This is a genomic window from Novosphingobium sp. KN65.2, from assembly GCF_001368935.1.
Classification (GTDB): domain Bacteria; phylum Pseudomonadota; class Alphaproteobacteria; order Sphingomonadales; family Sphingomonadaceae; genus Novosphingobium; species Novosphingobium mathurense.
Window position 1 is genome coordinate 109937 of record NZ_CCBH010000161.1, and the last position, 13948, is coordinate 123884.

13 protein-coding genes and 1 tRNA gene are annotated in these 13948 nt (G+C 64.3%); 4 read left to right on the forward strand and 10 right to left on the reverse strand.

The genetic code is table 11. The annotated features are described in order from the left end of the window. Positions 1-124: 124 nt before the first annotated feature. Positions 125-1507, reverse strand: coding sequence for a 30S ribosomal protein S12 methylthiotransferase RimO (gene rimO, locus SPHV1_RS14730; protein WP_054946790.1), 1383 nt, complete (start codon positions 1505-1507; stop codon positions 125-127). Between the two features lie 171 nt (positions 1508-1678). Between rimO and SPHV1_RS14735 the strand changes: the two genes are divergently transcribed. Beyond that, positions 1679-2071: a DUF1761 domain-containing protein gene (locus SPHV1_RS14735; RefSeq protein WP_054946791.1), complete on the forward strand. Its 393-nt coding sequence runs from the start codon at positions 1679-1681 to the stop codon at positions 2069-2071. A 10-nt stretch (positions 2072-2081) separates the two neighbouring features. On the opposite strand, the gene SPHV1_RS14740 is transcribed toward SPHV1_RS14735, so the two are convergent. The 6 genes from SPHV1_RS14740 to SPHV1_RS14765 form a co-directional block, all read right to left on the reverse strand. Further along, positions 2082-3119, reverse strand: a complete 1038-nt coding sequence (locus tag SPHV1_RS14740) for a TrkA family potassium uptake protein (RefSeq protein WP_054946792.1) — start codon at positions 3117-3119, stop codon at positions 2082-2084. A gap of 9 nt (positions 3120-3128) precedes the next feature. Then, positions 3129-4373: a LysM peptidoglycan-binding domain-containing protein gene (locus tag SPHV1_RS14745; protein ID WP_054946793.1), complete on the reverse strand. Its 1245-nt coding sequence runs from the start codon at positions 4371-4373 to the stop codon at positions 3129-3131. Continuing rightward, entirely contained in the window at positions 4370-5134 is a 765-nt protein-coding gene (gene surE / locus SPHV1_RS14750; RefSeq protein ID WP_054946794.1) for a 5'/3'-nucleotidase SurE, read from the reverse strand. Before surE ends, SPHV1_RS14745 begins: the two co-directional genes overlap by 4 nt. 85 nt (positions 5135-5219) lie before the next feature. After that, positions 5220-6500: a serine--tRNA ligase gene (gene serS / locus SPHV1_RS14755; RefSeq protein WP_054946795.1), complete on the reverse strand. Its 1281-nt coding sequence runs from the start codon at positions 6498-6500 to the stop codon at positions 5220-5222. 54 nt (positions 6501-6554) lie between these two features. Then, complete coding sequence (locus SPHV1_RS14760; RefSeq protein ID WP_054946807.1) at positions 6555-6746, reverse strand: DUF2892 domain-containing protein; 192 nt, start codon at positions 6744-6746, stop codon at positions 6555-6557. Between the two features lie 114 nt (positions 6747-6860). Then, positions 6861-6935, reverse strand: a tRNA-Val gene (locus SPHV1_RS14765). A gap of 78 nt (positions 6936-7013) precedes the next feature. Between SPHV1_RS14765 and SPHV1_RS14770 the strand changes: the two genes are divergently transcribed. Beyond that, entirely contained in the window at positions 7014-7298 is a 285-nt protein-coding gene (locus tag SPHV1_RS14770; protein ID WP_054946796.1) for a DUF3297 family protein, read from the forward strand. Positions 7299-7370: 72 nt separating this feature from the next. Here SPHV1_RS14770 and SPHV1_RS14775 read toward each other — a convergent pair whose 3' ends face one another. Beyond that, positions 7371-8006 (reverse strand): CHAP domain-containing protein, encoded by a 636-nt coding sequence (locus SPHV1_RS14775; RefSeq protein WP_369817921.1) that lies wholly within the window; start codon positions 8004-8006, stop codon positions 7371-7373. A gap of 161 nt (positions 8007-8167) precedes the next feature. Between SPHV1_RS14775 and der the strand changes: the two genes are divergently transcribed. Beyond that, complete coding sequence (gene der / locus SPHV1_RS14780; RefSeq protein ID WP_054946808.1) at positions 8168-9544, forward strand: ribosome biogenesis GTPase Der; 1377 nt, start codon at positions 8168-8170, stop codon at positions 9542-9544. A 35-nt stretch (positions 9545-9579) separates the two neighbouring features. Here the strand turns inward: der and SPHV1_RS14785 are convergent, their stop codons facing one another. After that, a complete protein-coding gene (locus SPHV1_RS14785; protein WP_054946809.1) occupies positions 9580-10755 on the reverse strand; it encodes an AI-2E family transporter in 1176 nt (391 codons plus the stop codon). Between the two features lie 139 nt (positions 10756-10894). Between SPHV1_RS14785 and SPHV1_RS14790 the strand changes: the two genes are divergently transcribed. Beyond that, positions 10895-12976: a S9 family peptidase gene (locus tag SPHV1_RS14790; RefSeq protein WP_054946798.1), complete on the forward strand. Its 2082-nt coding sequence runs from the start codon at positions 10895-10897 to the stop codon at positions 12974-12976. Here the strand turns inward: SPHV1_RS14790 and SPHV1_RS14795 are convergent. Then, the coding region (locus SPHV1_RS14795) for a nitronate monooxygenase family protein (protein WP_054946799.1) at positions 12966-13948 on the reverse strand (983 nt) is incomplete at its 5' end. The two genes, SPHV1_RS14790 and SPHV1_RS14795, sit on opposite strands and share 11 nt — an antisense overlap.

Here is a 13948-nt window from a genome sequence, read left to right on the forward strand (position 1 = left end):
TTATTTGGGAGAGGATGCCTGAAAGGCCCGCTCCATATGCTCGTGATCGGGTCATTCCGCAAATGCGAAAAATTTTCCTGAAGTTGCATGTTTTGCAACTGGAATGTCCTGAGGGCGATCCGGGTCAGGTATCGCTGCGTGCTCCGAACAGGTCGTGTTCGTCCGCATCTTCGACAAGAACGTCAACGATATCACCGACTTGCAGGTCTTTTCCGACATCGCGGAGGAAGACGTTACCGTCGATCTCCGGTGCATCGGCTTGCGAACGTCCCGTTGCGCCGATGTCGCCATCCTCATCCGGTTCGCCCACCTCGTCGATGATGACGGGCAGGATTCGGCCGATTTTGGACTGAAGCTTGGCGGCGCTTATCGCGGCGGTCTTTTCCATGATCCGGGCGTACCGCTCTTCCTTGACCTCTTCCGGCACGGCGCCCGGCAGGTCGTTGGCTGCAGCGCCTGCAACCGGCTCGAAGCGGAATGCGCCGACGCGGTCGAGCTGCGCTTCCTCGAGCCAGTCGAGCAGGTACTCGAAATCGGCTTCGGTCTCGCCGGGGAAGCCGACGACGAAGCTGGAGCGAATCGCGATGTCCGGGCAGATCTCGCGCCAGGAGCGCAGGCGTTCGAGCACCTTGGCTTCGTTGGCGGGGCGCTTCATCGCCTTGAGGACAGAGGGCGCGGCGTGCTGGAACGGAATGTCGAGGTAGGGCGTCAGCAGCCCCTCGGCCATCAGCGGGATGACCGCATCGACGTGTGGATAGGGATAGACGTAGTGCAGGCGCACCCAAGGGGCGCGGCCCTGTGCGTCCCTGAGCTGGCCCAGTTCGCGGGCGAGGTCGGTCATGTGGGTGCGGACCGCGTGGTCCTTCCACGAACGTTCCTCGTGCCGCACGTCAACGCCATAGGCCGACGTGTCCTGGCTGATCACCAGCAGTTCGCGGGTTCCGGCCTGCACCAGCTTTTCCGCTTCACGCAGCACCGCGTCGATGCGGCGGCTGGCGAGTTTCCCGCGCAGCTGTGGGATGATGCAGAACGCGCAAGCGTGGTTGCAGCCCTCTGAAATCTTCAGGTAGCTGTAGTGACGCGGCGTCAGCTTGACCCCTGCCTCGTCGTAAGCCTGCGGGATCAGGTCGAGGTAGGGGCTGAGATCCGGCGGCGCGGCTTCGTGAACGGCTTCGACGACGGCTTCGTACTGGTGCGCACCGGTCACGGCGAGCACGTCCGGGAAGCGGGCGCGGATCGTCTCGGCTTCATTGCCCATGCAGCCTGTCACGATGACACGGCCGTTCTCGGCAATGGCTTCACCGATCGCTGCCAGGCTCTCTTCCTTAGCGGAATCGAGGAAGCCGCAGGTGTTGACCAGCACGACGTCGGCACCGGCATAGTCCGGGCTCATCGTGTAGCCGTCTGCACGCAGTCGGGTGAGGATACGTTCGGAGTCGACAAGGGCCTTGGGGCAGCCAAGGCTGACCATGCCGACCTTCGGCGGGGAGGGGAGTTCTATGGCCATGGGATGGCGCGCCCGATACGCCGATTGAGGCGATGAGTCACGAATTGAATGAAACGCAGCTTTTCCAAGCATGCGCAATCGCACGCTTGCGCCTGATGCCGAAGGCTGCGAGACTGTGGCTAACAAGGCTTTTTCAATGGGATATGGCCTGAATCGGGAAGGAGTTTCTGCATGGGTCCGGTAAACTGGGTGGCGGTAGTTATCGCCGCGGCAGTGGCCCTTGGCATCAGCATTGCGTGGTTCGGCACCTTTACCCGCAAGAGCGGCCAGCTGATTCCCGGCAAGGCGGAAACGCGAGGGAACTATATCCTCGTGGCTGTGCTGATGTTCGTGAGCTCGGCGATGTTCGGGCACAGTTTCGCCCGGATCGGCGTTGAGACGCTGCAGGCCAAGCCATGGCTTTACTTCATGCAGACCGGGGGCATCGCCATTGCTTTCGTGATGCCCGCCGTTTGGCTGGTCGAACTGCGCAATCGCACTGAGCCGATGCGGCGGGTGTTCGATTGTGCGTTCTGGCTCGTTGCCTACCTTGCCATGGGCCTCGTGTTCTGGGCGCTGGGTTGATCCAGAGAAATCAGGCCGGGTCGCAACTGGCGTAGGAAATCTCGACGATCAGGTCGTCGGGCTCCAGCGCGTTGGCGTCCGGCTCCCAGAAGCCGATCACGCGAGATCCGCGGTAGATCCGCAAGCCTTTGCCGGTCGCGATCTTCTCAAGTGGTTTGCCGATCTCGTCAGGCTTGACCTTGCGTTCGACGAGCTGGACGCGGCCCGTGACCGACGCGAGATCCGACAGGTACTCGGAGATGTGTTGGCCTTCCGCCGACCCGGCCAGTAACAGGCCGGTGAAGCGCACAGGGTTGATCACGTTGTCGGCCCCGGCCTGTCGGGCCAGCAGTTCGTTGTCGTCGGCGCGCACCACCGCCGTGATCGGCACCTTGGGGGCGACATGGCGGGCGGTCAGGATGATGAGGATCGTGGTATCGTCGCGGCCTGCCGACACGAGGATCGAGCGGGCCTTGCCAATGCGCACGGCTTCCAGCGTCTCGTCACGTGTGGCATCGCCCTCCATGACGTTGCAGCCGGCGCTTTCCGCAAGTGCGAGTCTTGCCGAACTGGGGTCGATGACGACGATGCACGAGGGATCGGTGCCGCGCGCGATCAGTTCCTGTACCGCTTCGGACCCGCTGACGCCGTAGCCGAGCACGACGATGTGGTCTTCGAGCCGTTCCTGGATGCGCTTCATGCGCCAAGTCTCCCAGCTGCGCTTGATGATGAAATTATAGGCCGTACCGACGAAGATGTAGATCACCGCCAGGCGGATCGGTGTGACGATGACCGCTTCGATCAGGCGCGACTTGTCACTGACCGGGGCGATGTCGCCGAAGCCGGTCGTGGTGATCGAGATCATCGTGAAATAGACGACGTCGAGGAAGCTGACGGTGCCGTCGTGCGTGTCTTTCAGGCCATCGCGATCGAGCCAGTGGACCATGACGACGAGGAAGATAAGTCCGAGCGCCAGCCCGAGGCGAATGGCGACATCGGCCCAGACCGGGACGCCGATAGCGCGACGCAGCGGCTTGAACAGTGCCGGGTTGGGCCGCTTCTTCGACATAACCGAGGCTTAGGGTGACTTGGGCAGTTCGTCCAGCGGGTCTACCGGCTTGCCGTCACGGCGCACTTCGAAGTGCAGTTCGTCGCCCTTGGCCCGGCCTGTGTCTCCCACGAGCCCGATCCGCTCGCCGGCGGCTACCCTGGCGCCGTCCTTGACCGTGATGCGGCTGAGGAAACCATAGGCGGTGAACCAGCCATCGCCGTGATCGATCACGACGAGATTGCCGAACTGCTCTTTTTCCTTGCCGGCGAACTTGACCGTACCGGCGGCTGCGGCCCGGACCATCGTGCCCTTGGCAGCGGTGATGTCGAGACCGTCGTGATAATTCGCGCCGCTGCTGAAATCGCGGCGGACCGGGCCGTAGACCGGCCAGAGGAAGCGCGACTTGCTTGCGGCGGGCGTGATGGGTGCGGGCACAGCGGCCGAAACCGCGGGCTGTGCTGTCGCGCTCTTCTGCAGGTTGAGCAGGGTCGGGATCAGCAGGCTCTGACCTGGCTTGACCGGTGCCTCCGGATCGAGACCATTGGCGGTGGCGATCTGGTCCCAGGGCACGGCGTACTTGTAGGAAATCGCAAAGCCGGTGTCGCCCGCCTTCACGGTGTGGCGGCGGGTGCGTGGGATCTGCAGCTTCTGACCGGCCTTGACGATATAGGGCGGCTGCAGCCCATTGGCTTCGGCGATAAGGATGCGGGCAACCTTGGCGCGTGCGGCAATGCCGCCGAGCGTTTCGCCGGGGGTGACGCTATGGACCGTCTCCTGCTCGGGCGAGATGATGGAGGTCGATTCGGTGCGCGCGGCGATCTCCCGCGATGCGGTCCTGACGGTGCCGGTGTCCTGCGTCTTGCCGGGAATGGTCAGCTTCTGGCCGATGCGCAGCACGTAAGGCGGCTCAAGCCCGTTTGCGCTGGCGATAGCGCTGGCAGGCGCGCCGGTGCGATTGGCGATGCCGTAGAGCGTTTCGCCGAAGGTAACTTCATAGGTGCCGCTGGCCGCTGCGGGACTGCTGTCTGTCGCGCTGCCCCGCGGGATCGCCAGCTCCTGCCCGACGCGCACCACGAATGGCGCTTGCAGGTTGTTCGCCTTGGCAAGATCGCCTGCATCCACGCCAGCGCGGTTGGCGATCCCGTTCAGGGTTTCGCCCGGCTCCACCACATGGACCGCTTCCTGCGCGGCATTGGCGGCCTGTGCCTGCGTCGGCGCAATTACCAGTCCCGGCAGCACAGCTGCCGCGGCGAGCAGTAGAGGGGCCTTCATGCCTTGTAGCGATCCACCAGATTGGACATCGACGCATCGTGCGTCAGGTCGAGCTGCAATGGCGTCACCGAGACAAATCCTTCCGCGATGGCTTCCAGGTCGGTGTTGTGACCCGGGGTATGCTCAATGCCGTGTAAACCAAACCAAAAGTAAGGAAAACCTCTAGGATCAATGCCTTCCACCACCGAACCGCGGGCGTAATCATGGAATCCCTGCCTCACCACGCGGATGCCGTTAACCTTGTGCGCGGGGATCGCGGGGAAGTTGACATTGATCAGCGTGCGCGGCGCGAAGGGCGCGTCGAGCAATGGCCGCAGCACCTTGGCGCCCCATTCTTCGGCAGCGGAGAAGTCGACGTTGTTGCCGACGCCTTCCTTGGAATAGACTTGGCTCAACGCGATCGAGGGAATGCCGGCCAACGCCCCTTCCATGGCGGCCGAGACCGTGCCCGAGTAGGTGATGTCGTCGCCCAGGTTCGCGCCGCGGTTCACGCCCGACAGGATCAGGTCGGGCGCGCCGGGCAGCACCTTGCGCAGCGCCATCGTTACCGAATCGGTCGGCGTTCCGGTAACCGAGTAGCGGCGAGGCGCGTGTTCGCGCAGACGCACCGGGCGCGTCAGGGTCAATGAGTGGCCGGCCCCAGACTGTTCCTCGCTCGGCGCGCAGATCCAGATGTCGTCGGAAAGCTGTGCCGCGATCTTCTCGAGAACGTAGAGACCCGGCGCATTGATGCCGTCGTCATTGGTGAGAAGGATACGCATTGATCAAATTCCTTCGTCGCCCCGAATCGCCTTCGGGGCCCATTGTCCGGGGCTACATGCCGGCGAATTCACGCCGGCGCGTCGCTCAGGCGAGCGGCTCCAGCTTCTCGATCCCACCCATCCGGGCCTTGAGCTTTTCCGGTACCGCGACCGAACCGTCTTCCTGCTGGTAGTTTTCCAGCACGGCTACGAGGGTGCGACCTACCGCCAGGCCCGAGCCGTTCAGCGTGTGCAGGAACTCGGTCTTCTTGCTGCCTTCGGGCTTGTAGCGCGCGTTCATGCGGCGCGCCTGGAAATCACCGCAGTTCGAGATCGAGCTGATCTCGCGGTAGGCGCCCTGGCCGGGCAGCCAGACTTCGAGGTCGAAGGTCTTGCGAGCGGTGGCGCCCATGTCGCCGGCACAAAGCAGAACCTTGCGATAGGGCAGTTCCAGCGCCTGAAGGATGCCCTCGGCGGCTGCAACCATGCGGTCGTGCTCGGCTTCGCTTTCTTCCGGCTTGCAGACGGTGACGAGTTCGACTTTCTCGAACTGGTGCTGGCGGATGAAGCCGCGCGTGTCGCGGCCCGCCGCACCCGCCTCGGAACGGAAGCAGGGGGTGAGCGCTGTCATGCGCAGGGGCAGGGCCTCGGCATCGACGATCTGTTCGCGCACCGCGTTGGTCAGGCTGACTTCGGCGGTGGGGATCAGCCAGCGCCCGTCGGTAGTCTGGAACAAGTCTTCGGAGAACTTGGGAAGCTGTCCGGTGCCGAAGGCGGCATCGTCCTTGACCAGCAGCGGGACGTTACATTCCATATAGCCGTTGTCCGCGGTCTGCGTGTCCAGCATGAATTGCGCAAGGGCGCGGTGCAGGCGGGCCATCTGGCCCTTGAGGAACGTGAAGCGCGCACCCGACAACAGCGCGCCGGTCTCGAAGTCTAGGCCGAGCGCAGGGCCGAGATCCGCGTGTTCCCTGGGCGTGAAGGCGAATTCGCGCGGGGTGCCCCACTTCGCCACTTCGACGTTCTGCGTCTCGTCTTCGCCGTCGGGAACCTCGTCGACGGGGATGTTGGGCAGACGTGCCAGTTCGTCATGCAGCCTGGCGGTCAGTTCCTTCTCCTCGGCTTCGAGCGCGGGGAGGCTTTCCTTGAGTTGCGTGACTTCGGCTTTCAGCGCCTCGGCGGTTTGCGCGTCGCCCAGGCCCATCGCCTTGCCGATTGCCTTCGATGCCTCGTTGCGGCGGTTCTGGCTTTCCTGCATGCGCGTTGCGACCGCGCGGCGCTGCTCGTCGAGCGAGAGGATCTGGGCGGAAGCGGGTTCAACCCCGCGGCGAGCGAGACCGGCGTCGAAAGCGGCCGGGTTTTCACGGATCAGGCGGATATCATGCATGGCGCCGGGCTATGCCGTCTCGGCGAGTCCGGCGCAAGCGCGAGATAGCCTGTGTCACTCGGCCTTGCAGGTGCGAATCCCGAACATGGAATAGAGCGGGCACGTGCTGAACAGTCCCGTCATCAGAGGAACGAGCCCGACCCAGCCCCAATCCGTCTTCGGTCCTACAAAGACGAGGGCGATGAGGATGATCCCCAGAACGATGCGGCCCAATCGGTCCATCGTGCCGACATTTGTCTTGAACATGGCATTTCCCTCCTTCGATGAAGGAGCCATGCGCCCGATGGGACTAGAGGCGCATTGATTGCGATCAATGGAGGGATTTCGGCAAGTTTCCGATGGTGCCATCCCGGCAGGGGATGGTGGGCGCGACAGGGATTGAACCTGTGACCCCACCCGTGTGAAGGGTGTGCTCTACCGCTGAGCTACGCGCCCGCTTCCAAATGCGGAAGCGCGCCCCTAGACAACTCCGGACGAATTGACAAGCGTCCATTGCCGACTAAAGCGCGGGACATGACCGAAGAGACCAGTTCCGGCCCGGACGTGCCGCCCGATCGCATTGCCATCAACCCGAAGAGCGAGTTCTTCGATGCCGAAAAGCTGCGTCGCGGCATCGGTATCCGCTTCAAGGGCACCGTGCGCAACAATGTCGAGGAATACTGTATTTCCGAAGGCTGGGTGCGCGTTCAGGCAGGCAAGACGCTCGACCGTCGCGGCAATCCGCTGACGATCAAGCTGAGCGGCCCGGTCGAAGCGTGGTACGAGGATCTCGGCGAAGACGCGCCCGTCGCCAAGTAAGCGCTCGTCGCGATTGAGAGTTTCGGGGCCGGTCCTGCCAACTGGCGCAGGTCCGGCCCCTTTCGGGTAAACTCAGTAGTTTCCGGCGATGATGTCGCCGATGGGGTCGCTGTGGCGGCCCTTTTTCTTGCCTTCCGCCTGCGACGCTGCCGAATCGCCCTCGGAGGCAACGCGGGTCGACCTTGCGGCGGGAAGCGCGCCGGGCTCGGCGTTGTAGATGAAACCCGCGACCGGCCAGTGCGATGCGCCCAGGTTGTGGGCGGGGCCGTACCAGACGCGCACCTGGCTCCAGTCGTTTTCCGGTGAGACATCCAGAACGCTGACGTTGCGCTCGATCTTGCCGGGAACCGACCAGTTGGCATGGCTCACCAGGATGGTGCGGGAATCGACGATCTGCGTGACCGTTGCGACATGGCCGAGTGTGGAGTTGCCGTGCGGCTCGATCGCCAGGACGGCACCGACGCGCGGTTCGAAACCGCGGGCGTAGCGGCCCTTGGCCTGCTTCCACCAGGTATGGGCATCGCCATAGATCTGCAGGCCGGACAGTTGCCGCGCGAAGGGCACGCATTCCAGATAGTCGGAATTGCCCGATGCGCTCGGTGAACCCGATGAAAGAGGGCGGCTGCCCGCGCTGCCGGAATCGTCGTTGGACACGATAGCGTCGATCGCGCTGCGGGCACTTGCCGGAGAGATTACGGCCGCGCTCAATGCGAGAATGCTTGCTGTGCAGTAACCTTTCATGCCTGCAAGATCACCTAGGCACAGTTATCGTTTGCCTGCAAAATTGGGTTAACGGAGCGGCAAGAATTTGCCGGATGTTTGCCGGGTGCTTGCCAAAGCCTTCGGAAATCCCCAAGCGAGTCGCCATCATGCTCCCGCAAGTCATCATCATAGGCCGGCCCAACGTCGGCAAATCCACCCTGTTCAACCGTCTGGTCGGCAAGAAGCTCGCGCTCGTCGACGATCAGCCCGGCGTCACGCGCGACCGGCGCTTCGGCGATGCCGAACTGCTCGGGCTGAAATTCCAGATCGTCGACACTGCCGGTTGGGAAGACGACGAAGCGGAAACCCTGCCCGGACGGATGCGCAAGCAGACCGAAGCCTCGCTGGCGACTGCCGACGTCGCGCTGTTCGTTGTGGACGCGCGCGCCGGACTGACGCCGCTCGACGAGGAAATCGGCAACTGGCTGCGCGCCTCGCCGGTGCCGGTCATCGTGCTCGCCAACAAGGCGGAAGGGCGCGCGGGCGAGGGCGGTCTGCTTGAAGCCTACTCGCTTGGCCTCGGCGATCCGGTGGCGATTTCGGCCGAACACGGCGAGGGCATGGGCGACCTGTTCGAAGCCCTGCTGCCGCATCTGGAGCCGCTGCAGCCGGTCGAGGAAGAGGAAGCCGAATTCGACGAGGAAGCGCTGCTCAAGGCGCCGCTCAAGCTGGCCATCGTCGGTCGTCCGAACGCCGGAAAGTCGACGCTGATCAACCGCTTTCTCGGTGAAGACCGGCTCCTGACCGGTCCTGAGGCGGGGATCACCCGCGATTCGATCGCGATCGACTGGCTCTGGACCGATCCCAAGACCGGCGATGAACGCGAGGTGCGCCTGATCGACACTGCGGGCATGCGCAAGAAAGCGCGCGTCGTCGAGAAGCTGGAGCGCATGGCGGTGGCCGATGCGCGCCACGCAATCGACTTCGCCGAAGTCGTGGTCCTGCTGCTCGATGCGACCAAGGGGCTGGAGCACCAGGACCTCAAGATCGCCTCCAAAGTTCTGGAGGAAGGCCGCGCCCTGATGATCGCGATCAACAAGTGGGACGTGGCGGAGGATGCCTCGAAGCTGTTCAACGGCATTCGTGCCGCGCTCGACGACGGTCTTGCGCAAGTGCGCGGCGTGCCGCTGCTCGCAGTCTCGGCACGTACCGGCAAGGGCCTCGACGACATGATTGCGGCGGCATTTTCGATCCGCGAGGCCTGGAGCCGCCGCGTGCCGACCTCTGCGCTCAACCGCTGGTTCGACGATGCCCTTTCGGCCAATCCGCCGCCAGCGCCGGGTGGCAAGCGAATCAAGCTGCGCTACATCACCCAGGCCAAGACGCGCCCGCCGGGCTTCGTGCTGTTCGGTACGCGTCTCGACCTGCTGCCAGAGAGCTATCGACGCTACCTGATCAATGGTCTGCGGCGTGAACTCGGCTTTGAGGCCGTGCCGATTCGCATCACGCTGCGCAGCCCGAAGAACCCGTTCAAGAAGGACTGACCGCGCCTCCGTTTGGGGCGTGACCGGTTTTTGATTCAGCCGGGGTGCGCCTCGGCTTCCGATTCGGCGGCGGCATCGGCCTGGTTTTCGGCTTCGGCGGCCTGCGCGCGCCTGCTTGCTTCGGTGCCCTTTATGTTTGTCAGGCTGCCGGCGCCCTTTGCCTCGGAAACCAGGTTCCATACGGCGATGAACAGCGCGGCGATGACCGGGCCGACGATAAAGCCGTTGAGACCGAACAGTTCGAGACCCGACAGCGTGGCAATCAGCACCACGAAGTCGGGCATGCGGGTGTCGCGGCCGACGAGGATCGGGCGCAGCAGGTTATCGATCATGCCGATGATGAACACGCCGCAGAAGACCATCACCCCGCCCTGGACGTAGTCTCCGGTCGCCAGCAGGTAGCCAGCGACGGGAACCCAGATGATACCGGTGCCGACGGCCGGCAGCAGCGAGAAGAAGCCCATCAGCACGCCCCACAGGAGGGCGCCTTCGATGCCGAGAGCCGAGAAGATCAGGCCGCCGACAAGGCCCTGCATCACTGCGACGACGACGGTGCCCTTCATCGTGGCGCGTACCACCAGCATGAAATGGTCGAGCAGCGCATCGCGCAAATGCGGCCTCAGCGGGATCGCGGTGCGCACCAGTTCACCGTAGCGCTCACCATCGCGCAGCAGGAAGAACGTGAGGTAAAGCATCACGCCCAGCGCAGCGATGAAGCTGAGGGCGCCTTGCCCGACGATGAGCAGGCGCGAGGCGATGTCTTGCAGGCCACTGGCGATGCCGGAGCCGAATTCGCGCCGCAGCGTCTCGAAATCGGTGGATGTGTAGCGTGCGATCGTGTTGCCGATCTGGTCGGGCAGGGCGGCGCGGATGCGCTGGAGCATGGCACCCAGATCGATCTGCCCGCTGCTGATCCGATCATAAAGAGACGTCGCTTCCTGTACGAGGCTGGCTCCCAGGAACAGGGCAGGCAGGATGAAGATCGCCAGCAGGAGAAGCAGCACCAGCGCCGCGGCCGTATTGGGCCTGCCTCCAAGCTTTGCCTCCAGTTTGCGGGTCATCGGTTCGAACAGGATCGCCGCGACGATGCCCCAGAGCACCGCCCCGAAATAGGGTGCGAGAAGCCAGGCGAAGGCGATGGTAACGAGTATGACGAGGCCGATGAATGCGTAGTCTTCAAGGCCGTATGCAGAGGGGCGCTTTGTCTCCATTGGCGGAGCAATATCATGAAATTCGGCAATTCCATCCCCGATCTTCCTTCCGGCAAGACCGGGGTGGATTTTTTCGACGAAGCGCGCGAGACAACCGTTCATCCCCCCGCATCAGGAGGTCACTCTCTTGCATTCCATCATGAAGTTCCGAATCGCCGTCAGCGTCCTGGCTATGGCGTCCGTCCCACTCGTCCCTGCCGTTGCAGCAGAGCAGCAGTCCTCCGTTTCCGGGCCGGAACGCAGCTTTACGCCTGACGACCTGTTCAAGTTGCAGGGCGTTACCGATCCGCAGATATCGCCGGACGGATCGACGATCGTCTACGTGCGAAGCAGCGCCGACATCATGACCGACAAGGTCGAACCCTCGCTGTGGCTGGTCGATGTGTCCACGGGCGAGCAGCGTCCGCTCGTCGCCGGACCGGGCGCACACATGGCCCCGCGCTGGTCGCCCGATGGCAAGCGCATCGCCTATGTCTCGAGCGACGGCAGTTCCTCTCCGCAGCTCTACGTACTTTGGCTGGCGAGCGGGGCGAGCGTCAACGTCACCGACCTGCCCGACAGCCCGGGCGCGCTTGCCTGGTCGCCTGACGGCAGGCAGATCGCCTATACCATGCGCGTGCCGGGTGAAGGTACGAAGCTGGGCTCGCAGCCGGAAGGCCGCCCCGAAGGTGCGCAATGGGCCGAGCCGCTGCAGGTGATCGACCGTGTGACCTACCGCTTCGACGGAGCCGGTTATTTCGAACCGGGCTTCGACCATATCTTCGTCGTGTCCGCCGATGGCGGCGCGCCGCGCCAGGTCACTTTCGACAAGTTCGACGATGGCGGCCCGCTGTCCTGGACGGCTGATGGAAAGCGCATCGTCTTCAGTGCCAACCGGCATGAAGACTGGGAGCGCGACATCAACAATTCGGAAGTTTACAGCGTCGACGTCGCAAGCGGCGCGATCCGCGCGCTGACGACCCGGCAGGGTCCTGATGGGGGTGCTATCGTCTCGCCCGACGGAAAGCACATCGCCTATGTCGGCTACGACGACGTCAACCGCTCCTACGAGAACTCCGATCTCTACGTCATGAACGCCGACGGCAGCGGCGTAAGGCTGTTGACCCCGAAGCTCGACCGATCGATCGACGCGGTGGAGTGGGCGGGCAATAACGGCCTTTACGTCCAGTACGACGATGAGGCACAGACCCGGGTGGCGCGCGTCGGTCTCGACGGGTCGATCAAGCCGGTGGTTTCCGGACTGACTCCGGGCGGGCATTACGACCGGCCCTATACCGGTGGCAGCTTCAGTGTCTCGAAGGGCGGGCGCATCGCCTATACCGCCGGGACCACGAGCCGTCCGGCGGACCTGTGGGTGTCCAATGGCGGTACGGGGCGCAAGCTGACCGACCTCAACGCAACCTGGATGGCAGACAAGGCGATGGCGCCGGTGCGCAAGCTGGCGGTGACTGCGCCCGACGGCAGGCCGATCGATGCCTGGCTGGTGACGCCTCCGGGCCTGCAGCCGGGCCAGCGGGCGCCCCTGATTCTTGAGATCCATGGCGGGCCGAACACGGCCTATGCTCCTGTCTTCGCCACCGATTACCAGCTCTATGCCGCGCATGGTTATGCCGTGCTCTACACCAATCCGCGCGGCAGCACGTCCTATGGCGAAGAGTTCGCCAACCTCATCGACCGCGCCTATCCCGGCACCGACTACGACGACCTCATGGCCTCTGTCGATGCAGCGATTGCCGATGGTGTGGCCGACCCGAACAACCTGTTCGTCACCGGCGGTTCGGGCGGGGGCGTGTTGACGGCATGGATTGTGGGCAAGACCGACCGGTTCAAGGCTGCCGCGACGCAAAAGCCGGTGATCAACTGGATCAGCGAAGCGCTGACGATGGACTCGACGCCGTTCACCTCGCGCTACTGGTTCGACAAGAAGCCCTGGGAAGATCCCATGTCTTACTGGAACCGCTCGCCGCTCAGCCTGGTCGGCAATGTGAAGACGCCGACGCTGGTGGTCGTGGGCAGCGACGACTACCGCACCCCGGTCAGCGAATCCGAGCAGTACTACGCCGCTCTGCAGATCCGCGGCGTGCCCACTGCCATGGTGAAGGTACCCGGCGCCAGCCACGGCGGTATTGCCGCGCGGCCATCGCAGTCGGCGGCGAAGGTTTCCGCAATCCTTGCGTGGTTCGACAAGTATCGGACCGACGGCAAGGCCGTCAGCGAGTAGCCGCAAGCTCCGCGGCCAACCGGGCGACCAGTTCGGCCGCGGGCATCGGGCGGGAAAGGGGAGCGCCCTGGCCTGCCCATTGCGCTCCGAAACCGCCTTCGCCCGCAGTCTTGGCGGCGGCGTTGAGCGCCTTGCCGGCATGATAGGCGCGCGGATAGGGCGCGACCGGAGGCAGCTCCCCGGTTGCGCCCAAGGCGGTGAAGCGATTGGCAAGGCAGCGAGCCGGACGACCGGAAATCGCGGCAGTCATCGTCGTGTGCCGTGCGCATTCACTGGCCAGTGCCATGCGATAGGCTGCGTCCGCGTTGCTTTCGGGACAGGCGACGAAGGCCGTGCCGAGCTGGGCTGCGACCGCTCCCAGATCGAGCGCGGCGCGAATGCCGTTGCCGTCCATGATCCCTCCGGCGGCGATGACCGGCAAACCGGACTGGGCGGCGAGCAGGCGGGTCAGTGCAAGGGTGCCAAGGCGGTCGTCCGGCGCGTCGGGATCGAACACGCCGCGATGGCCGCCCGCTTCCCACCCTTGTGCAACCAGGACGTCGATCCCGGCATCTTTCGCAAGCCGGGCTTCGTCGAGCGAGGTGGCGGTGGCGAACAGGAGGCATCCTGCGGCTTTCAGTGCGGCGATCGAGTCGGGATCGGGCAGGCCGAAATGAAAGCTCACCACCGGCGGCGCCAGTTCCACGAGCGTCGCCAGCATTTCGGCATTGCCGATCAGCGTCGGGTAGATCGTCTCAAGCTGCGTGGGCGGCTCGGCGCCGAACTCGGCAAAAGCGGGTGCGAGGGCGCTCAGCCACGCTGCCTCGCGCGGCGGATCGGCCTCGCATGGCGCATGGACGAAGAGATTGACGTTGAAAGGGCGGTCGGTCGCGGCGCGGAGCTGGACGATGTCGTGCGCTGCAGCTTCGGGCGTCAGCGTACCGACCGCGATCGACCCGAGCGCCCCGGCATTGCAGACGGCGGCGGCGAGGG